Here is a 21,554-nt window from a genome sequence, read left to right as displayed (position 1 = left end):
GTCTTCGGCGTATTTGGTCGCTCCCCGTGCGGGAGCGTGGATTGAAGCTTTGCCACACGCACCGCAATGAAGGATATCTGAGTCGCTCCCCGTGCGGGAGCGTGGATTGAAGCAGCCCGGCAACCGAGTGTGGGGCCTGTGATGCTACGTCGCTCCCCGTGCGGGAGCGTGGATTGAAGCCAGGCCTGGCCGCACATACCGCGCAGGCGCTGTGTCGCTCCCCGTGCGGGAGCGTGGATTGAAGCACATCGTGTGCATAAGCGCCGATAAAATAGGCACCAGTCGCTCCCCGTGCGGGAGCGTGGATTGAAGCACTTGCACATCCCCGCGCCCGCCCATGTCGTTTGGTCGCTCCCCGTGCGGGAGCGTGGATTGAAGCAGACATGGGAAAGCATGTCCGAATACGGGGCTACGTCGCTCCCCGTGCGGGAGCGTGGATTGAAGCACCATTACTTTGGGCAAGCATATCGGGCATATTGTCGCTCCCCGTGCGGGAGCGTGGATTGAAGCAGTTAAAGGAATCTCATTTTCAACAATCACTGCGTCGCTCCCCGTGCGGGAGCGTGGATTGAAGCAACGGAGATGGTAAAGCTTCTGCACGAATATGCAGTCGCTCCCCGTGCGGGAGCGTGGATTGAAGCATCGACCTGCGCAGTCGCCTTGTCGGTTTCCCACGTCGCTCCCCGTGCGGGAGCGTGGATTGAAGCCTGTGCCTGTCGACACATTCAGGGCGGTCACAAACGTCGCTCCCCGTGCGGGAGCGTGGATTGAAGCATTCAGCGGCAGGAGATAAGATTTGTCCGCCAGTGTCGCTCCCCGTGCGGGAGCGTGGATTGAAGCGCCCGCGCTCATGGGCCGCTGGATGGTCAGGGGGGTCGCTCCCCGTGCGGGAGCGTGGATTGAAGCGCCTGTCAGATGCTGCTTAACCCTGTGGCCGAAGGTCGCTCCCCGTGCGGGAGCGTGGATTGAAGCTCAAGCGACCCGGTAAAAACATCGTGGAGCGAGGGTCGCTCCCCGTGCGGGAGCGTGGATTGAAGCAGCGCCACACAGGGGCGTGTGCTGGAGTTCGGCGGTCGCTCCCCGTGCGGGAGCGTGGATTGAAGCGCTGGTTACAGCAAATACAACACGCTCATGAATGGTCGCTCCCCGTGCGGGAGCGTGGATTGAAGCACGTTGCAAGCGTTTGTCGTCGGCATTGACTACAGTCGCTCCCCGTGCGGGAGCGTGGATTGAAGCGTTGTGGATCTGCGCGCTTCTTCAAATTCTTTTGGTCGCTCCCCGTGCGGGAGCGTGGATTGAAGCTGGTGGGTAGGCGCAATAATCTGCGCGTGTGGTGTCGCTCCCCGTGCGGGAGCGTGGATTGAAGCAGATTACAACATCGGCTCTTACGGAAGATATGCGGTCGCTCCCCGTGCGGGAGCGTGGATTGAAGCATCAAGAAGAACTTCTACACGCAGCAGGTCAGCGTCGCTCCCCGTGCGGGAGCGACTCATGTGGATTTATATTGTCATAAGCACAACCCAGACATACCGCAGCAACTGGAACCTGCTGTTCTGATTTATCAATTGTTTTGTTTTAAAGATGTCTTGTGTAAAATATATAACCTATTTTGCAGGTTTGTTATAAATATTGTGCTGGTATTAATCGCCTTCGTTTCCTTTATTTTTATTCCTGACACCATAATCCTTTCCCGCCGTCTTCCGATTAATACAGAAGCGGCATCTCTGCATTTTGCCCCCCTCAATATTCTCCATTGAAGGGGCTGATCTTGCAGACAAAAATTTTATATGAGCAAAAGTGTCCCAGAACTGTATGATGGCTGCAACAATAGCAACGTATCTTGTGGATACTGTAAGCAGAATTCTACACTTGCAAAAGGGCTTGTTATGAACAGATCCATATCGCTCAAGCTGATGCTTGGTATTGCGGCAATCATCATCATACCCATGGGCATACTGTTTGCCCTTACGTCGCGGGGCATTGCAACGCTTTCAGAAGAAAGCTTCGCCAAGTCCGCCATTGGCGAACTGCGGCAGGTCAGCAATGTTGTCACAGCCATGTTTGATGAATACAAGCTCAACGTTGGCATGCTGGCTGCTGATCCCCTGATGGCGCAATTGCCCCAGATGACCACAAGTCACGTAACAGCAACTGAACCCACGCCATCAAGTGCTGCGGCGGACGATACTGCTGGCAAGGCGCTGGATGCCCTGTTCCGTCTGTATCGGGAATCGCACCCCTCATATACCAATGTTTATGCGGGCAATATGGAAGGCGCATTTGTGCTCAACAGTCCCGTAGTCGGTAAAACCCAGCCCGGTGGTTACGACCCGCGCAAGCGCCCCTGGTGGGGCATGGCAGTGTCTGATCCTGCCAAAAGCTATATTACCAGCGCCTACAGAAGCACCGATGGGCAACCCATGGTCAGCGCCTGCCGCGCCGTGCGCGACAGCAGCGGCAAAGTTACCGGCGTTGCGGCCATAGATATTACGCTGGGCACCCTCACAGACCTTATTAAAAACGTGCATATTGGCCGCACGGGCTTTGTTGTTCTGGTGCAGGATGACGGGGTGGTTATTTCCGACCCCAAAACTCCGCAGCACAATTTTCAGAAAATAGACGGCATCGGCAACGATGCTCTGGCTACGCTGTTCAAATCCGGCGGGGCAACGGGCGAGGCTGTCATCAGCGGCAAGCAGTATGAAGCTGTGGTGTACAACTCGCCGGAGCTCAAGTGGAAGTTTATCGGCCTCATTGAAAAAAGTGAACTCATGGAGCCTGTCAACGCCGCCTTGTGGCAGTTTGCCACCGGCATGCTGGCAAGCCTCTTAGGCATTTGCATAGGTATCTGGGTGCTGGCCGGGCGGCTTATCATTACACCTTTGAAGACCGTGGGCGTGTTTCTCAAGGATATTTCCGCTGGTGTGTATGGCAGCCTCGTCAACCGCCGCGTTGACGAAATGGGCGTGATTTTTGAGTCCCTTAATTCCATGAGCGCCACCCTTAAATCCAATATTTCTGAAATTGAAGCCAAAACTGTTGAAGCGCAGCAACAGGCCGCAGCAGCAAATGACGCCACGCGCGAGGCCGAGGCCGCCCGCCTGCACGCCGAGCGCGCCAAGGCCGAAGGCATGCTTGAAGCAGCGCGCCAGCTCGAACATATGGTGCAGATGCTCCACCAGGAAGTGAGCACCCTTTCAAGCAGTTCAGAAGACATCCGCGAGGCCACGCTCGTGCAGCGGCAGCGCATCCACGAAACCGCCACGGCCATGGAAGAAATGAACTCCACCGTGCTTGAGGTCGCCAAAAACGCCTCGCATGCCGCGGCCCAGGGCACGGATGCGAGGGACAAGGCCAATCAGGGCGCCGAGGTAGTGGGGCGGTCGCTTGAGGCCATGCGCGCCTCGGAGCAGAAGGCTCTTGAACTGCGCGAAGCCATGGGTGATCTGGATAAACAGGCCCACGGCATCGGCGCAATCATGACCACCATTGAAGACATAGCCGATCAAACAAACCTGCTGGCCCTGAATGCGGCCATTGAGGCCGCCCGCGCGGGCGAGGCGGGCAGAGGCTTTGCAGTTGTGGCCGATGAAGTGCGCAAACTGGCGGAAAAGACCATGCATGCCACCAAGGAAGTGAGCGACTCCATCCTCTCCATCCAGCGGGTAGCCGGAATCAACGTGCAGTCTGTGGAAGAAGCCGTGCAGGGGCTTGACCACGCCTCATCGCTGGCGGGCGAATCCGGCGCGGCGCTGGGCGACATTGTCACCAGCACAAACCAGTCGGCAGGGCAGATTCAGTCCATCGCCACTGCGGCAGAGCAGCAGGCCGCCACATCTGAAGAAATCAACAAGTCCATTGACGAAATCAACGCCATTGCCGGGCAGACGGACGAGCGCGCCGAGGCCTCGCTCCAGGCCACCCGGCGGCTGGAAGATCTGGCTCTGTCGCTTTCCGGTCTTATCAAGGAGCTGAAAGACCAGTCGGCATAGACTGACAAAGCTCGATCGCCAGAAAAGGACAACGGCAACCGTTCTGCGGTTGCCGTTTTTCGTGCGGGAGTGACATCATTTTCGTCCTGCGCTATGTTGTCGCAACTGGTCAGCGTCTGATAATTTGCCGCCAATGGCCCGTAATCAGAGGCTTTTCTGCTGCCCGTTGGCTCATCCTCCACAGTGGCGCTGCATGGCAGATTGCGCCCTGTGCGGCAGGCGGGGGCATGCAGAGCAGGTTTTTTGTGTATCCCTTTCGGCAGCCCGCCGAATGAATATTACTGCGCAGCAATAACCGCACTGGAGTATGCCATGACAGGGGAATTTCTGACCTCGCTCACCCCTGAGCACAAGAAGTTTCTTGTGGATTTGTTCAAGGGCGGCGTGTCCTTTGACCCCAAGGTGCTGCGCGTTTACGCATCCGATGCCAGCCTGCTTACAGGTACGGTGCTGGCCATGGTTCGGCCCGAGAGTGCCGGGCAACTGTGCGAATTTATGCGATGGGCAGATGCGGAGCATGTGGCTGTGCATCCGCGAGGGCGCGGCACCAGCCTTTCCGGCGGGTGCGTGCCCACGGTTCCCGGCATTGTGGTTTCCATGCTGGGCATGGATAAAATTATCGAGATCAATAAGGAAGATTTTGTTGCCGTGGTGGAACCGGGCGTTAATACGGCTCTGCTTCAGGCCGAGTGCGAAAAGCTGGGCATGTTTTACCCGCCGGATCCGGCTAGCGGCAAGGCAACCAGCGTTGGCGGCAATGTCATCACCTGCGCCGGGGGCCTGCGCGCCGTAAAATACGGCGTCACCCGCGATTACGTGCTTGGCCTGGAGGCCGTGTTGCCCGGCGGCGAACTGGTGAAGTTCGGGGGCCGCTCCCACAAGGATGTCATAGGCCTTGACCTCGGGCGGCTCTTTGTGGGCAGCGAGGGCACCCTTGGCATTGTGACCAGGCTTATTCTCAAGCTTTTGCCCAGGCCCGAGGCCTCGGCATCGGTGCTTGTGGGTTATCCTTCGCTGGATACCGCCCTGGCCTCCATGAGCAAGGTTTTTGCCGCAGGTATTCTGCCCTGCGCGGTGGAATTCATGAATGAAACCGTGCTGGAAATCCTTGCCAGAACCGGCGAGGTGCCGTGGCCGGACAGCGTCAAATCGCTGCTGCTGTTTCAGGTGGACGGCAGCAAGGAGACTGTGCCGCTAGAAAATATCCGCCTTGCCAACCAGCTTGATGACGCCCTGTGGCGCATGGAGGGCGTAGGCAAGCAAGAGGAAGACAAACTGTGGGCCTACAGACGCAGGGTTTCGGCGGCCTCCTACGTGCTCGGCCCAGACCGCATCGGCGGCGACATGGCCGTGCCGCGCGGCTCCATTCTCAAGGCCGTGCGCAGATTTGAAGAAATTGCCGCCAGCAACGGCAAGCGCCTTATCGCCTTTGGGCATGCGGGCGACGGCAACATCCACGCCAATCTGCATTACGATGCCTCTGACGCTGACGATGCCCGCCGCACGCTGAAAACCCACCACGAACTGGATGCGGCAGCGCTTGAATGTGGCGGCAGTCTTTCTGGCGAGCACGGCGGCGGATGCCTGAAAGAAGTTGGCAAGCAGCTCGGGCAGAAGGAACATGCCCTCATGCTCCGTCTACGCGGTGTCTTTGATCCCAACGGCATTCTCAATCCCGGCAAGGGGTACTGAAATGAAACGCGGCTGTACGCAATGCGGCGAATGCCTGAACGTCTGCCCTGTGTACGCGCTCTTCAAGCGTGAGGAATACGCGCCAAAGGGCAAGCGCCTGCTTCTGGAGCAGATTGATCCCGAGTTCGGCGGCAGCCCGGATTCGTCCCTGCCCTGGGAGGATATCCGCGAACTGGCGCGTCTCTGCGCCGGGTGCGAGCGATGCCAGCAGGCCTGCGCGCGCAAGCTTTCCACCTGTGATTTGCTGGCCGAGGCGCGGGCACGTAATCCTCACTGGACGCAAACTCTCTGGGATATGTGGATTCGCCGCGCAGGCCCACTGTGGCCCATGGCGGGCAAAATCGCCATGCTTGCGCCGGATTCCGTTATTCCCGGCGTGTTGCGGTCTTCTGTAGAAACCGCCCGCGCGCTGGTTGATCTGGAGCCTTGCGAACCATGGATGACCCTGCGGCCCAGCCAGAAGGTCAGCGGCGTCAGGGTGGCCCTGTTCAGCGGCTGCACGGCTAAAAATGCCCGTCCCCACTGGATATCCACTGCCCGGCAACTGCTGGCAGGCTGGGGATACGACCTTGTGGACATAGCGGATTTTGCCTGCTGCGGCGGCACGTTGCACCATGCCGGGCAGTTGGGGGCCCTGGCAGAAGTGCGCGAGCGCAACCTTGAGCTTTGGCGCAAGGCTGGCAAGCCTGTAATGGCGAGCTTTTGCGCCTCGTGCAAGCACAGCCTGGATGGCTACACCGCCGTTATGTCGGCGGAGGAGGGCAAGGAGTGGAAGCAGAAGTGCGTTGGGCTTTCCTCCCTGCTTGTGGGGTCGCAAATCAGCCCCACAGGAAAGGCCCCGGCAGCGGTGGGTTATCATCAACCTTGCCACTGGGGTTCTGATGATCCTGATTTGCCCCTGCTCACGGCGGGGCTGCCGGGCTTGAAAAAAGGCACTGGCCTGTGCTGCGGTATGGGCGGCATACTGAAAATGTCCAACCCCGACCTTTCAGCAGACATGGCGCGCAAATGCCTTGAAGGCTTTGCCCCTGAAATCCGGCACATTGTCACCGGGTGCAGCGGTTGCGTCATGCAGCTTTCAGCTGCGGCGGGCAAGGATGTACAGGTGCGGCACTGGCTTGATGTGACAGCGCTGGCAGAAGCTCGCACTTAGGCGCATCCGCCCCCCCATACTGGCTCTTGCGGCAGTATTGTGAAATTTTGCAGCTTCCGGGCGGGTATGGTTGCCTCTGGCAGATGTGCGCCGCAATATTCTGCAATGCTTTATTGAGGAATGGTGCATGGGCACGGCACTAGGTGGCGCTGGGGCCTAGCCTGCCGAAAAATAAGCCGAAACGCCGCTGGCACACTGGACGCCCCATAGGCGGCAGTATAGTATGCCGCAACATGCATACCTGTAATCGGTTAGCCTATGCCCAAACTTCGATATTCCAAATTTGCTTTGGTCGCGGCCCTTTCTGGGGGTATGGCGGCCCTTTTGGCGTGTCTGCTGTTTTGGGCCTATGGCTGGAACCCCGCTCTGGCAGGTTCGCTCAATCTGCAACCCCGCGCAGCCATTGGCAATGCCGAAGTTTCCGAGCCGCCTGCCGTATCTTCCGCTGCTGCGGAAAATAATGCAGCGCCGCCTGTTGTCGCCACTGAGCAGGCGAGCACGGGAGCTGAACAGAACGTCAATACTGGGGTAAACGCTGTTTTGCCCCCTGCTGACCAGCAAAGAGGCCTCCAACCAGATAGGCAGCCAGTCCCCCAGACAATCCAGCAGGCAGGCGCTGATTCCAGCGCTCAGATGCAGCCGGATGCTGATAACGCAGATCAGCTCCCATCCCCGGATCCATCGCAATCAACTGGAAAGTCAGATTCTTCCGCCGCAGTCAACGCCCCCGCCAAGGTCGCGGCACCGGATGCCGCAAAAGGCGCGGCGCAATCCGCAGCACAGCCAGCAGCAGCGCACGATTCCAAGGTGCAGCTTTTCGGCACTGTGGAGTTCAAACGCCCCTTATCCACTCTGCCGGGCTGGCTTGATCTGCTCAAGCGCAACCAGATGGATCCCATATTCATACCCGGCAAAGTGTTCAAAAAAGGCGTTACCTGGGACACCTTCAAGTCAAAAGCCCCGCTTAACAACAAGATGGAACTGCTGCGCTACGTAAATTCTTTCTGGAATACGTGGCCCTATGTGGAAGACATCGTCAACTGGCGGCAGGAAGATTATTGGGAAATTCCGGCGGAGTTTCTTAAAAAGTCTGGCGACTGCGAAGACTATTCCATTATCAAGTATTTTACTCTTAAGGAATTGGGCATTCCGCCCGAAAGCATGCGTGTTGTGGTTGTGCGTGACACAATCAGAAATTTTGCCCATGCTGTTCTGGTCGTGTACCTGAACGACGATGCCTTTATTCTGGATAATCTCAGTAATTCAGTGCTTTCGCACACCAAGGTGCGGCAGTACAGCCCGCAGTATTCGGTCAATGAATTCGGTCGCTGGGCCCATCTGAAGGGCCGCAAGATAAACTAGAGCCGTTGCAGGCATGCAGCGCGCAGCCCGCACCCTTTGTGTGGGCGGTGTTTCACCGCAAAAGGTACGTTAATGCGCAATGTACTATAGGATAAGCCTATGAAAACGCAGGAACTTAATGAGCAGTCCGTTGCTGGTCGCTACCGTCTGAAAAAAGCCGCCGTAGCTGCTGTCAGCCTGTCGCTTTTTGCTGTGGCGGCGGCTGTGGCCTACGGCCTCTGCACCTTGCAGCTCAAGAACGTTACGCAGGATATTCTGAATAACCAGCGTGAAATGCAGCAATCGTGGGTGGATAAATCGCTGGAATCCATCCGCGCGTGGCATGCAACCGTTGTTGAGCAGGCGCGGCTTGTGAGCAGCGCGGAGATGTTCCGCCTGTTTGCCGTGGATGTGCGCAACCTTGGCTCCGATGGCGAGGCGCGCCTTTCCGCGCCTGATGCCATGGAAAACGGCGATGAATCGTTGCGCAATCTTGCCGAGCAGATGGGCTATATGCAGGATTTGCTGCGCGACTTTGCGCGCGGCAAAAACTGGGTTTCTGCACGGATTGTTTCGCCCAAGGGCAACCCCTTTGTGGCGAGCAAAGGGGACGCGCCCCTTGGCGAGGCCCAGGTGGGCCTTGTGACTCGCGCCGTGGACAGAAAAACTGTTGTTTTTGGCCCTGTGCGCGCCCTTGGCGATGTAATGGTTATTGATCTGGCCGATCCCATGTACGAAGTGCTGGGGCGGGGAGAAAGTCTTCCCGTTGCCGTGCTTTTTGCCACTCTTCCTGTGGACAGGGTGCTGACTGCATTTCTTGCCCAGCGGCAGGATCAGTACGGCGGACTGCTGCCGCGCATTTTGCAGGCTGGCGGCAGCGGCACAGAGGCCGTGCTGCTGCGCGATGGCAAACCTGCGCTTGAGCCAGTGCAGCAGGTGGCTCTGGCTGACGGTCTTGGTTTCAAGCGTAGGCAGGGGCTTGTGGGCGGCGGCGAGGCCTATTCCCTCGGCAGTTACATGAACAGTCTGGGCTGGCTTGTGACCATTGAGGCCCCGGCAGACATGGTTGATGCGCTGGTGGAAAGCCAGGCAAAGCAGATATACGGTCTGGGCATTCTTGGCAGTCTTGGCACGGCGCTTTTGCTGGCCTTTATCTGGGCTTCGCTTGTAAGTCGCTCGCACAGGGCCACTGCCCAGCATTTCAAGCATCTGTACACGCTTATCCGCCAGCAGAAGATCATGCTCGACAGCGTCAATGCCTCATTGCAGGCTGGGCTTATGCTCATGGACAAAAACGGTCGCTTGCAGATGTGCAACCCGGCCTTTTGCCAGATGGCGGGCAAGGATGAGGATTCCCTCAAGGGAATCCCCGTGGGCGAGGCCCTGCCGGAAGATGCCGCCCTTCGGCTCATGGAGGGCATGGCTCAGGTGAGCGCCAGCGACAAGGAAGGCAGCATCGAGATTTCTGTTCCTCAACCCGGGGATGTGCGCCTTTTCCGCGTGACCCTGTTTCCCTTTGAAGATCACGATAATCCAGGGGAAGAAGGCAAGGGCGGCTGCGTGGGCATTTTTCAGGATATTACGGAATTCCGCCGCCGTGCCGAGGCCGCGCGTGAACGTCAGGCCAACAGCATTGCCGCCCTTGTGCGGGCCATTGAAAGTGTGGACGTGAACCTCATTGGGCACTCCATGAAGATGGAGCATGTGGCAGACCTGCTCTCCGGCGCCATGAGCCTGCCCGACAAGGACAGGGAAACCCTGCGGCTTGCGGCCCGCCTTTCGCAGGTGGGCAAAATCTTTGTGCCGCGCGAGCTGCTCACCAAGAAGGGCAAGCTCACCCCCGAGGAACAGGCGGAAGTTATGCGCGCGCCGGAGTATGCCTATGGCATCCTGCGCGACATGCAGTTCAACCTGCCAGTGCCGGACGCCGTCTTCCAGATGGGCGAGCGCATGGACGGCACGGGCCTGCCCCAGCATCTTGCCGGGGAGACCATCAATCACAATGCGCGCATTCTGGCAGTGGTCAACGCTTTCTGCGCCATGGTCAGCCCACGTTCCTACCGAGCGGGCATGCAGCCCGAAGAAGCCGTTGCCCTGCTCATGAAGGACAAGGGCTTTGACAGCCTGGTTGTCAGCGCTCTTGCCAATGTTGCTGCGGCAGATTTGCAGCAGGCCATTGCCACAGCCGATGCGGCCAGCAAAAAATCTGCTCCTGCCGCAGAATCTGCCGCTGTGGAAGGGCAGGGCGGGCAAAATAAGCAGGAAAATTCCGCAGGTGCAGCGCCTGCAAATCCTGCCGCAGCCGAATAGAGAGCAGGGCGGTATGACGGGCGCAGTGCAACAGCTGACGATGCAACCGGACAGCTCTGAAAAGATAGACGTGGCGATAAACATTTTCGCCAAGCCGTATCAGACAGCGCTCTCTGTTCTGTCGCTGATCAAGCACAGCGGCAGGCATATTGGCACTATCTGGTTGCAGTTTGAGCCTTATGGCTCGCAGTATGATATCGTCAGCCCCTATGCGCTGGTGCAGTACCTGAGCAGCCAGATAGGGGAGAGATTGCGGGTTTTTCAGCCAGACTACTGGCTTGATCTCAATGCCGCTGACCCGGCGCGCTTTGCCGATAATGCCTACCGCTACAGCATCCGCTACCAGTATGCCTTTGAGCACAGCACGAGCCGCAGGCTGTTTCTCATGCACAACGATATAGTTGTGCTCAAGGATGTGCTTGGCTATTTGGGCGACCTCATGGGGGACGCCGTGGCTGTGGGCCACCTTGGCCAATGCTGGAATTGCCCGGCTCGTGTGGCGGAGCTGACACGCGAGGTTATGGGCTGTGAACCGTGTGGGCCTGAGGGGTATCTGGATTTTCGGCCCACTTACAGTCAATTGCAGCAGCTTTATGCTCTGGCGCACCAGAGGGGCATTTTTGCAAGGCCGTATGACCGTGCCTTTGCAGGCATTTTTGATGCCCAACCCTGGCCCCTTCCGGAATGCCGCGTCAATGAATGGGCCTGCCTGCTTGATCTGGAAAAAACGCGGCCCCTGTGCGTGCCGCATGGCCCGATATTGCCGCCAGGCGCGTTCAGGCAGTGTGGGCCTGTCTGCCTTGATACTGGCGTGGAGTGGTTCCGGGGGGTACATGCGCGCGGCATGACTGCCCGGCATGCCGATCTTTCCCGCCACCTCAAGCATTGGGTAGGCACGGGCAAGGTAACCGCCCGGTTATATGCTCTGGCAGAGGAAAATGCCCTCAAGATATTGCTGACCACCTTTCCCGATTACTGCGATTGGCTGCGCGGCACCATCGGCAACAAGCCGCTCGGCGTGAGCGACAGAGGCCGATAGTTTTTCCGCATTTGTGAAATTCCTTCCCTTTCTGTTTTTTTAAAGCTGAAGCGCAGGTTTGTCTGGAACGCGAAAAGGCGTCGACCAAATGGCCGACGCCCGACACGGGAAAGAAAGGTTTGCAGCGCTATCCCCAACGCTGGGAGGGCCTTGCGGCCCCCCGGCCCTCTTTCTACTGCAATCTCTGTTTTACCGCTTCATACCGATAACGGTTTCCAGCATGTTGTCCACCGTGGTGATGGTCTTTGAGTTGGCCTGGAAGCCGCGCTGTGTAGAAATCATCTGCACAAATTCGCGCGACATGTCCACGTTGGACTGTTCAATATTGTAGGCCTTTGTGCTGCCAAAGCCGTTATCGCCCGCAACGCCAAGGTTGGCTTCGCCAGATTCATTTGTCTGCGAATAAAGGTTGCTGCCTTCGCGATATAAGCCCTGCGTACATTTGAAATCGTACAGCGCAATCTGGTACAGCGGCAGGGTCTTGCTGTTGGAATACACGCCGTAGACAACACCATTGTTGTCGATTTTTACGTTGCTCAGTGTGCCGGAGGCGTAACCGTCCTGTGTTCTGTTCTGCACGGTGTAGGTTGTGGTATTGCTCACGCTGGCCGAGTCTTCACGCTGAACAGAGGTCATGGTGGGCACCATGTTGCCGTAGTTGATCACGTTTTTGTAGACCGGCACGCCAGTGCTGGGCGAAACGCTGGTTTGCTTGGACTCGGTGGTCAAGCTTCCCAGAGTGTTGTTGCCGGTTACCATGGTCGGGACGGGCCGGGTACCTGCATCGGGCAGGGTGTACGTATCGGGCGTGATGGCCTTGGCCACGTTGACCACAAAGGCATTGGTGCCTGCAAGCGTGTGCTTCGTGCCGCCACCATCATCGTAGGCGTAATTGGTGCCATCGTGGTATACCCGCCGCTTTGTACCGCCGTCATCAAAGTAGCCGTAGTACTTGGGATTGCCGGCCGCTGGCGGCCAGGCTGTGGCCTGGTAATAGTTGCCGTAGCTGTCGGAGCCGCTAGCGTATGTATTGCCCGTAGTTTCGTCTTTGGTGAGGTTGGTGTAAGTAACAGCACTTGCGCCAGTTCCCGCGCCAACATAGTACACACCGTTGTTATTGCCAACGGGAATGGTGCCAAGTCCAGTTGTGAGGGTACCGTAAACATCTGCAGGAACAGCTCCCGTGGCCGTGCTGTCATGCCAGTAGTAGCCCTTGCTGTCTGCGTAGACAGCATTGGCGCCCTTGGTGCCGTATCGCGGAGGCGTCGTAAGAGTGTGGTAGCCGTACGCATCCATTCCCAGTGCTACAGGAGTATTGGGGGCAGGCCAGCCAACGGTGCCCATGGGTTGACCAGCGCTGTTCTTTTGAACAGTGGTGACAATGGGGTTGCTCCACGCTGGGTTGCCGATATCTTTCAGGCCAAAGTCCAGTTCTGTGATCTGCTTTTCAACCTGACTGACAGTGGTAGTGCCCTGCGTCATGGTTTCGCTGACGCTGTTGGCAAGCGGTTGCCCGGTGAAGTTGGCCGAAAACACGGGCAGACCGTTGCTGGAGGTCTTGGTGGGCTGCCAGGAACTCTTGAGCGAAGGGTCAACCGCCACCTGACTGTTGGCGGCGGGCGTTTCCGTAGCGCCGTAGGAGTACGCGGTCTGGTTTACGAGCTTGCCGCTGGCGTCAAAAATCATGACGCCGCTCATGAGTACGCCGGCCTGCTTGTTGGTGCCCATGACGGGGTCGTTATAAAATTTGGTAGGCTCCGTTCCCCATGTGTTGGTAGTGGCGTTGTAGCCCTGGCCGCCGTAGCCGCGCTGGTCTTCAGCCGGGGGAATGGTCACCATGTATTCATACATGGTGTAGCCAGCGGGCAGACCTTCAATGCTGTAGACGGTCTTGCCGTTGGTGTCCGTCTTGGAGGCGTCAACCTGGTCATAGTAGACCGTGAGGTTGTGGGTGGAGCCGCCCTCGTCATACACCTTGATGCTTGACTGCGTGGCATAGGCAGAATCTGCCATGGGCGGCGTGCTTCTGGCGTCCCACAGGTCAAAGAGTGCGGTCATGGGGCTGGTGCTGCTGGTGGTTTTGTCGCCCGTGCCGTTGTTGGTCAGACCCATGGTAAAGCTGACGTTGGTCGTCTGCTGGGGCGGAATGTTCCAGCTGTCCAGAACGATGTCCACAGGCGTGCCTGTGCCCTTGTACGCAGAGTTGGTCGTTGCTGTGGAACCTGTGCTCGTGGCGCCGCCGTAAAAACTCAGGGATTTGCTGTTGTCGACTTTCCAGCCTTGCAGCAGATAGCCTTCGGGGTTTTGCAGTTCGCGACTGTTGTTGAAATAAAAGTCCCCGGCGCGGCTGTAGTACATCTGGTCGCTGTTCTGTTTGCGCACCTGGAAAAATCCGTTGCCGTCAATGGCAAGGTCTGTCACCGAGTTGGTGGATTCAAAAGAACCCTGCGAGTAGTCGCCAAGCACCGCGTAGGTGCTGACGCCCTGACCAATCTGGGTGGTGCCGCTGACGCTGCCGCCGTCGGTGTAGAGATAGTCGCTGAAGTCCGCGCGCTGACCCTTGTAAGCCAGGGTACTGACGTTGGCGATGTTGTTGCCGACGATGTTCATTTTGTTCCCGTGCGCCATAAGGCCGGAAACGCTTGCCCACATGCTGGATGAGAGACTCATATCTTCCTCCGTGTCTTGGGATAGGGGGATATTTTTTCCGGGTAGTGCAGTTTGGCTGCCTGCCCGCAATGTTAACTATTCTGTTTAACCGCCAGATGATCAGGAAGAACCCGAAGAACCCGAGGTACCAGACGTCTTTGTGCTGCTGGTGGTCGGCTCTGTAACCTGCCGCACCTTTGAAAGCTCCATCAACTGGCCGCCATCAAGCCCCAGATACACAACACCCTTGTTGTTGACCACGCCCGTAACCTTTGCGTCCACCACCTGGTCGGCAATAACAGCCTCTCCAGCGGTGTTGAGCAGGGCCAGATTGACAGTGTACACGCCATCCGGGGCAACGGTTCCGTTGCCGTTTTTGCCGTTCCAGTTGAAGTCGTAGGTGGTTCCGGCAGCCTTGGGATCCACAGTTTCAGTGTAGATGACGTTGTTGTCGGCATCGCGCACCGTGATGGTGCCGCTGGCTACGGCATCGTTGGGCGCGTAGCGGAACTTGGTGATGGACGTCGTCTTTGTGGTCGCGTCCGTAGTCTTGCCGATACTGTTGCCGGTAACGGTCACTTCCTTGCCGATGTAGGATGTGGCGTTGATCATCTGCTGGTTGTTGGACGCGTCAGTCAGCGAACCCATGCTGGTATTCAGGTTGATGAGCTGTTCAAGGCTGGAGAACTGCGCCATCTGGGAGACAAATTCCTTGTCGTCCATAGGGTTCAGCGGATCCTGATACTTGAACTGCGTCACCAGAAGCAGCATAAAGGCGTTCTTGTCGAGGTTCGCGCCACCTTTCTGCTTGCCAACAACGGCATTGAACTCGTTGTTAGCCTGGGTGATTGCTGATGATACGCTGCTGGCCATACTTCATTCTCCTCACGGCCCGGTTCAGGCAACCACGTTGAGGTTGCTGGTGGTATATCTTGCCGTGTTGCCAAGAGAATGCACAGGCTGTTCCAAAGTTGAAATGTCCATATTTAAGCTGGAATTTCGGACTGTTGCAAGATTCTTCAGCCGGGAAAGTTCTTCCCTGCGGGCATCTTCTTCCTGCCGGGAATTGTGCTGGCTGAAGTCCTGCCAGGAGGCGCTGCTCTGCTCTTGCCGCGTTTCCTGCCGTACTTCCAGCTTATCGACCTTGAGGCCCTGCTGCTCAAGATTCATGCGGATTGCATCGACCTGACGGCTGATCATGTCGTTGGTTTCCGACTTTTCAGAGCGGATTACCGCGCTGACTTCGCCATTGCGAACCGAAAGGGAAACCGTGATGGATCCCAGCTCCTGCGGGTTAAGTTGCAGGTCAAGCCGGGTGCCGCCGCCCTTGACGGTTGAAAGCATGCCCTGTTCAACCTGCTGCGCCACCTGCCGCCCGATGGGGGCAACGGCTGAGGGAACCTGCACGTCAGTTGTGTTTTGGGCTGTATGGGCAGCTTGCATGGCCTGCGCTGCCGCGTAGGCGGGTGTGGAGCCGCGCGCTGCAACAGCAGCGGATTGCGTGTCTACCTTGCCCAGCAGATCGCCCCACGCAGACTTGCCCTTTTGATCCTTGTCAGATTCGCTCTGTCCGGAATTGCTGTCAGCATTCTTCTGACCCTTGTCGTCCAGAACGGCGGCCTGCTGAGTGGCAGACTGCGCGTGAATCTGGTTGGCTGCGGGAGTTTTGTCCGATTGCGAAGATGGCAGCACATTGTTTTGCGCAGCTGTTTTACCCGTTTGCACGTCTGCCTGCGAATTTGCGCGGGAAGCTGCCTGCGACCCAGACTGCTGCGCCGCCTGCGTGTTTGGCTGCTTCGCGGCTGTGTTGTCGGCAGTTCTTTCTGCGGGCATGCGCTGGGTCACTGTGGCCTTGTTTTCGGCTGTGGTGCGATCCCCCTCATGCTTTGTGGCGGTCGCATCCTTGCCGATGGCTTCGCTCTGCGCAGCGACCTTGATATCGCCCGGCTCGGCCTTCTGGCCTGCTTCAAGGGTTTCACCAAGAATATTGCTGCTTTTTTTCTGAACGGTCTTGTCTATGAGAGCCTTGCTCTGTTGCACCGTGCGGTCGCGCAGCGAACTGGCCTGCTTCTCTTTTTCCGTGCGGGCCCGCGCCTTGCTGATAATGGGCTGCAACGTGGTTTTGAGGGCAGTATCAAGCGTTTTTTGCGCAGCGGCCTGCGTGGTGAAAAAGTCTGTCACCGGGGCCATGAGCGTGCCGAACTGTTCGTTCAGGCAGGTGACGGAGGCGCTGTTACCAAAGCTGTTGGCCAGGGTTTGCAGGTTGGCAGTGCCAAGCCCAAGGCCGCGCCCGAGCGAAATGGCCTCACCCTGGCTCACTTCAAGGCTGCCCGCCGGGTCAAGCTTGCTCACAAAGGCCGATATGGTGTTGAATGCCTGCTGCGTGTTGCCCTGCAACATCATGGCCTGAACATTGGTATCCAGAACGCCGGTTGGGTCGATCTTTTTAAGCAGCGAGGTGATGTTGGCCTTGTCCTCATCAGTGAGAACAGGGATGTCTCCGCCGCCCTTAACGCTGGCCGTTATCTGCGCGAGGGTTGCGCCGTCGGGCATTTCCGCCAGAGCCGCAAGCTTGGCAAGGCTTTCAGGCGTAGCGCCAGCCTTGATAAGCTTGCTGTGCATGTCCTGCACTTCCTGCTTGGTAAAACAGACTTCGTTCAGCGTGTAGGTGACGCCGTTGCTGGTGTTGCGCGAATAAGGGCTTTGCACCTGCGCGGCAGCTCTGGCGGTGGGCGTAAAAGGAGTGCTGGGCTTGGATTCTGACTTGCCCTCAAAAACATCGGCAGATACGTCAGCCTCTTCAACGGCCTTCAGACTGGAGTTGAGGGCGTCCATAAAGGAAGACGTCCGCTCGTCATTGGGGCGGTTGTTAGTGGCAACGTTCCAAAGCGTTTCGTTAGTGCTTACGCTTGTGGGAATAATCTGCATGGTTCACTCCTTGCGTGCTGAGCTATACAAGGAGTGTTCCAAAATTATTAGTGTAATTAATTCAATGCTTTAAATAAATGAGAATTGCGGGAAAAGGGCAATACTTGCCGAATCGGGAGTGCGCTAGGAGGATGGGTTGGCAAAAAGCGGAGCCAGAGCGGCAAGCCTGTGCACTGCTGTGCGCCAGCCCTGCTCGTTGAAACCTTCATTTTGCAAAAACATGTGCAGATGTCCGGTGAACAGCCGTATCATGCCGGGCTGAGCACGCCAGAAATCATCGGGCAGGGGAGTGCGCTGTTTCAGATGATCGCTGCACAGAGCGCAAAGGTGGGCAAGACGGGCCGCAAGACGCTCAGCAAGCGCGGGATGTTCCGCGTGGAGGCGTGTCAGCCGTTGGCGCAGCATGGTTTGTTGGCCTGGATCATACAGAAAAAGAAAGGCAGCCTGCCATACGTCTTCGAGCTGGGGGCGACAGGAATTGCCGCATGGCTCAGGGTAAGGTTTCAAGGTGTGCAGCCCAAGAGCGTCACGCCCGGTTCGGTAAAGCGTAAGGCCATTGCCTGGGGCCTTGCAGAAGGGCTTGCCGGTAGCAAGCTCCTGATGAATCTGCAGCGCAAGCTGGGCTACAGAAGCGGGTATGAACGCCTGCTTGCAAAAAAGACGGCTGCGCCTGCATTGCCAGCAGCCCACGCAGCTCATGGCGGCGCGCAGGACCCACTGACCAGGTGCGGATGGGCCTGTTTCGCGGGCGTGTACCGGCCCCATAGAGAGATTGAGCACAGGTACGCCAATGTAATCGGCAAGGTGCATGGGGCCGGTATCTGGCGTTATACACAAATCAAGCGTGCCCATGAGGGCCGCAACTTCGCGCAGGTCAAGCTTGCCGCACAGGTTTGCCTGCGCAAGGCCGGAACGGCGCGCCACTTCGTCGCCCAGTTCCTGCTCGGCCTTGCCGCCCAGAAAAACCGGGGCCAGATCTGCTGCCGCGAGGCGCATGGCAAGTCGCGCCCAGAAGGCCGCATCCGGCCTTTTGGCTGCCTCGCTGGCCCCAAGCACCAAACCAACGCGGCGCGTTCCCGCTGGTTTGGGGCGCGAATGCCCCACAACGGCAAGGTTGGGAGTGGGGGAAATATCCAGCAGGTGCAGGTCGGCCCAGTGAAAGGCATTGGCGTGGTTATTCTGCGTCAGGGCCGCGCGGTACAATTGCCAGAAGCCCTGAACGCGTAATCCATCGCTGTCGGCCACAGGCCCAAGCTTGAGGGGAGACTCAAGCCGCGCCATAAGCTGGGCCGCGACCGGACTGCTGCTCAGATTAATTGCCGCCGCATATGTTTGGCGGGCAAGCTCCTGGCAGTGCGAAGGGGGAAAAAACACGGCATCCGGCGCCAGGGGCATGAGCTGCTGAAAAAAAGCCGGTTCTGCCACAACCCACAGGGGATTGTGGGGCCAAAGCTGGCGCAGGCGGATAAGCAGGGGAAAGGTGAGGATCAGGTCACCCATGCGGTGCAGTTGCAGCACCAGAATTGGATCAGCAGCCATTATCAGCCCCGGACGGCCTGACGGGCGCAGGTGTGCCGTAAACCTCGCGCATGCGTTCCAGCATGGTCTGCAGCCTGTGTTGCCATGTGTGGCAGGCAAGCACACGCTGCCGGGCCGCCTGCGTAATGCGGCGGCGCTCTGTTGGACGGGCGAGGTAGTGGCGCGCCAGTTCAGGGGCTTCATCCGGCTCATGGTAGCAGACGATTTCGTGCGGCTCAAAAAGCTGCTCCATCTGCTCGCGCCAGTCGGTAAGCACAAAACTGCCTGCGGCGGGCACGTCAAATACCCTCTGGTTGACCGCGCCCTTCATCTGCTTGCTGGTGCAGTTGAAGTTAATGGCCGAGTGCCCGTAAAAGAGGGGCAGTTCCGTATAATAGCTCAGGGCGTCCAGATAGCGGGGCTGCAAGGGCTCGTGGCGAAATTCCACCTTCTGCCAGCCTGCATCGCCCACAATAAGCGGGCGCAGTGGCAGCAGACGCCGCACGCAACCGTTGCGGTACAGACGGGTGGCCTGCCAGGTGACGGCGGTTTCATAGGCCAGCTTGGCTTCGTTGTCCGGCAGGGCCTGATAGTGAGCATAGGCTTCTGGCTGGCAGTCGCGCAGAAAATCAGCAACCGAGCGGTGGTGGCTGTCCATGAACTCCTGGGCCACGGCGTAAAAGGAGAGCAGCAGCGGGCGGGGAAAATGCCCGTTTTTCAGCCTGCCGCCAACCTTGTAGACCATGGAATTGCCCACGAAGGAGATGTCTGCCTTCCATGCGGCTGGTGCGGATGCTCCCTTGGAGGGGTGAAATCGATCCGGGTCTGTGCCCAGAGGCAGGTAGAACACATGCTCAAAACCCGCCGCGCGCAGGGATGAAATATTGTCAGAATCCCAGGTGAACAAGGTCGTCCAGGGGCTGACGCAACGAGAGTACAGATGGATGATGAGGTGGGGATTATCCACAAACCACGAGGCCAGAGGCAACTGCAAACGGGCCAGCAGGTCCATAAGCACGCCCTCTACGTCCACGCCCATATGGTTGAGCGTAATGCAGCAGTCTGGCCTGAAAGCAATCACGGCTTCCAGCAGCTGCTGCACAAAATCCGCGCGGGCCACGGCTTCATCGCCGATGACAACCAGCTTGTATTCAATGCCAAGCTTGCGGCATGCGCCCTCGATTTCACCCATGAGGAAATATTTGCTGGTCAGCAGCAGTACGCGGGGGCTTGCATCGGCAAAGCGCGGCCCTGCTGCGCGGCTCCAGAAGTCAAACCTGGCGCTGGCGAGCAGATCTTTTTGCAGGGAACCATAATAATCGCGGTCAAGGCGCAGATAAAAGGGCAGGGCCAGAGGCAGCAGACGCAGGCCGCCGTGGAGCATCTGCCAGTGGGTCAGCTCTGTAAGGGCATCCTGAGGGCGCGGGCTGGTGATAAGCGTAATGCGCTCACGTTGATCAGGCGGCAGGCTTTGCAGCACTCCTGTGATGGCCTGAAGCCCGGTTTCCTTTTCCACCACGGCCACAGGCCCGTCAAGGCGCTTCAACACCTGGCGCAGTGCGTGCCCAAGGCCACAGCCAAGCAGAACCGGCAGGCAATCGCGCTGTAATTCCTGCATCTGCCCGGATACAACTGCGGTTTCACGCTCAGCTCCGCCGGGGCGCAGCATGTGAAAAACACGCTCGCCCAGCCTGACTTCAATATCGTCTGGTATCCCGGATTGTTGTGCGTTCTGGCCCTGATGTGCGGAATGCTCGGAATACACCGCCAAAAAATGCGGCGTTTCAGTCTGCTTCATCATTTGGGACTCATCTGCGAGGGCTGCATGGGTTCCGCAATGATTTCGTTGTCCACCAGGCGGAACAGCGTGCACTTGTATACCTGTTCAACAACCATAAACGCGCGTCCGATGGAGATTTCCACACCGGGGTATACGGTGCCCTGGCAGAGCAGACGGCAGTTCTGCATGTAGTTTTCGTCCTGAGCCAGTCTGCCCCACAGTTCGTCGCGCCTGTTGATGAGTTGCCTGCGTTGTAGCCGCAGGGCTTGCAGCTTGCGGGACGCATCGTTGGTTTCCGGCGGCAGATGCCCGGCGATGGCATTGAGGTGGGTAATTGTTTGCGACAACTGTGCGATAATCTTATCGATTTTTTCAAGTTGGCGGATGCTCAAGGGGTCGTACCCCAGATAAACCTTGGTGCTCAGAGCCGCCTTGTTGCCTAGCTGGCCGCCAACATAAACGCTGCCGTAGGCATTGGTTGTGCCGCCGTAGAGCTTGTCGCGCACAACCATGTTGCTGCCGGCGTATACTGTGCTGTACAGGCAGGTTTTTTCAATAACCATGTTGCCGCGCGCGCGGGCGTCCACGCTTTCCAGAAAGGGAGTCATGAGCTTGTCGCCGGCATCAACCTTGCTGTGTTTGCCAGCGCCGCCCCGCACCCCGCCATCAATCATGAGATCACGGCGGGCTCGCACAACGCCGCCTTCAACCATGCCCATGATGCGTACGTTGTTGCCCTGAACGGAAAATCCGGCGCGCACGGAACCGTGCACGGCCATATCGCCCACAAAAAAGATGTTGCCGGTCTGAAAGCTCACGTCCTGACGCACGTTGAGCAGGGTCTTTACGGTAATTTTGCCGTTAAGGTAAAAAACATAGCCCTTGGCGGCGGCAAGCAGATAGTTGGGATAGCGCGGATCTACGCGGGTGTTGCCACCCATGGGGAAGGCTTCATTTTCAAGTATGAAGCGCTGGTCAACCTTGGGCCCGGCGGCGTCCAGAGGTACAAGCTCAGCAAGCACCTGCCCGGCGATGACATTCTGGACGTAGCCCAGACTGTATACATCGGACTTTCCATTATCTCCACCCGGCTTGAGATTGAGATAATCGAAATCGGGATTGAAGTAATGCCTCAGATAGTATTGCACCATG

12 protein-coding genes and 1 CRISPR repeat array (1 of these 13 only partly in view) are annotated in these 21,554 nt (G+C 58.0%); of the genes, 6 read left to right on the top strand and 6 right to left on the bottom strand.

The window, feature by feature from the left end:
* A CRISPR array of direct repeats spans positions 1-1,433; the repeat unit is 32 nt; unit sequence GTCGCTCCCCGTGCGGGAGCGTGGATTGAAGC; it reaches 3,614 nt to the left of the window's first position.
* 453 nt (positions 1,434-1,886) lie between these two features.
* The 6 genes from ACUZ9P_RS12520 to ACUZ9P_RS12495 all read left to right on the top strand — a co-directional run bounded on the left by ACUZ9P_RS12520 (position 1,887) and on the right by ACUZ9P_RS12495 (position 11,527).
* Complete coding sequence (locus ACUZ9P_RS12520) at positions 1,887-3,992, top strand: methyl-accepting chemotaxis protein (protein WP_449249962.1); 2,106 nt, start codon at positions 1,887-1,889, stop codon at positions 3,990-3,992.
* Between the two features lie 312 nt (positions 3,993-4,304).
* Positions 4,305-5,684, top strand: a complete 1,380-nt coding sequence (locus ACUZ9P_RS12515; protein ID WP_449249961.1) for an FAD-binding oxidoreductase — start codon at positions 4,305-4,307, stop codon at positions 5,682-5,684.
* 1 nt (position 5,685) lies between these two features.
* Positions 5,686-6,837 (top strand): (Fe-S)-binding protein, encoded by a 1,152-nt coding sequence (locus tag ACUZ9P_RS12510; RefSeq protein ID WP_449249960.1) that lies wholly within the window; start codon positions 5,686-5,688, stop codon positions 6,835-6,837.
* 258 nt (positions 6,838-7,095) lie between these two features.
* Positions 7,096-8,199: a transglutaminase-like cysteine peptidase gene (locus ACUZ9P_RS12505; protein WP_449249959.1), complete on the top strand. Its 1,104-nt coding sequence runs from the start codon at positions 7,096-7,098 to the stop codon at positions 8,197-8,199.
* Between the two features lie 99 nt (positions 8,200-8,298).
* The gene (locus tag ACUZ9P_RS12500; RefSeq protein ID WP_449249958.1) at positions 8,299-10,488 is read left to right on the top strand and encodes an HD domain-containing phosphohydrolase; all 2,190 of its coding nucleotides are present in this window, start codon (positions 8,299-8,301) and stop codon (positions 10,486-10,488) included.
* 13 nt (positions 10,489-10,501) lie between these two features.
* A complete protein-coding gene (locus ACUZ9P_RS12495) occupies positions 10,502-11,527 on the top strand; it encodes a hypothetical protein (RefSeq protein WP_449249957.1) in 1,026 nt (341 codons plus the stop codon).
* A 189-nt stretch (positions 11,528-11,716) separates the two neighbouring features.
* Here the strand turns inward: ACUZ9P_RS12495 and ACUZ9P_RS12490 are convergent, their stop codons facing one another.
* From ACUZ9P_RS12490 to ACUZ9P_RS12465, 6 genes are all read right to left on the bottom strand, one after another.
* Positions 11,717-14,197 (bottom strand): flagellar hook-basal body complex protein, encoded by a 2,481-nt coding sequence (locus tag ACUZ9P_RS12490; protein ID WP_449249956.1) that lies wholly within the window; start codon positions 14,195-14,197, stop codon positions 11,717-11,719.
* 99 nt (positions 14,198-14,296) lie between these two features.
* Positions 14,297-15,049, bottom strand: coding sequence for a flagellar hook assembly protein FlgD (locus ACUZ9P_RS12485; RefSeq protein ID WP_449249955.1), 753 nt, complete (start codon positions 15,047-15,049; stop codon positions 14,297-14,299).
* 24 nt (positions 15,050-15,073) lie between these two features.
* Positions 15,074-17,104 carry a flagellar hook-length control protein FliK gene (locus ACUZ9P_RS12480; protein WP_449249954.1) on the bottom strand — a complete coding sequence of 677 codons (2,031 nt, stop codon included), beginning with the start codon at positions 17,102-17,104 and terminating at the stop codon, positions 15,074-15,076.
* Positions 17,105-17,227: 123 nt separating this feature from the next.
* Positions 17,228-18,643, bottom strand: coding sequence for a glycosyltransferase family 9 protein (locus ACUZ9P_RS12475; RefSeq protein ID WP_449249953.1), 1,416 nt, complete (start codon positions 18,641-18,643; stop codon positions 17,228-17,230).
* Positions 18,633-20,423 carry a CgeB family protein gene (locus ACUZ9P_RS12470; protein ID WP_449249952.1) on the bottom strand — a complete coding sequence of 597 codons (1,791 nt, stop codon included), beginning with the start codon at positions 20,421-20,423 and terminating at the stop codon, positions 18,633-18,635. Before ACUZ9P_RS12470 ends, ACUZ9P_RS12475 begins: the two co-directional genes overlap by 11 nt.
* A complete protein-coding gene (locus tag ACUZ9P_RS12465; RefSeq protein WP_449249951.1) occupies positions 20,420-21,553 on the bottom strand; it encodes a FapA family protein in 1,134 nt (377 codons plus the stop codon). The genes ACUZ9P_RS12470 and ACUZ9P_RS12465 overlap by 4 nt, the downstream gene beginning before the upstream one ends.
* Position 21,554: the final 1 nt, after the last annotated feature.

It is taken from the genome of Desulfovibrio intestinivivus, from assembly GCF_053570665.1.
The sequence above is the reverse complement of the archived record's forward strand: the minus strand, read 5'-3'. Positions and strand labels throughout refer to the sequence as shown.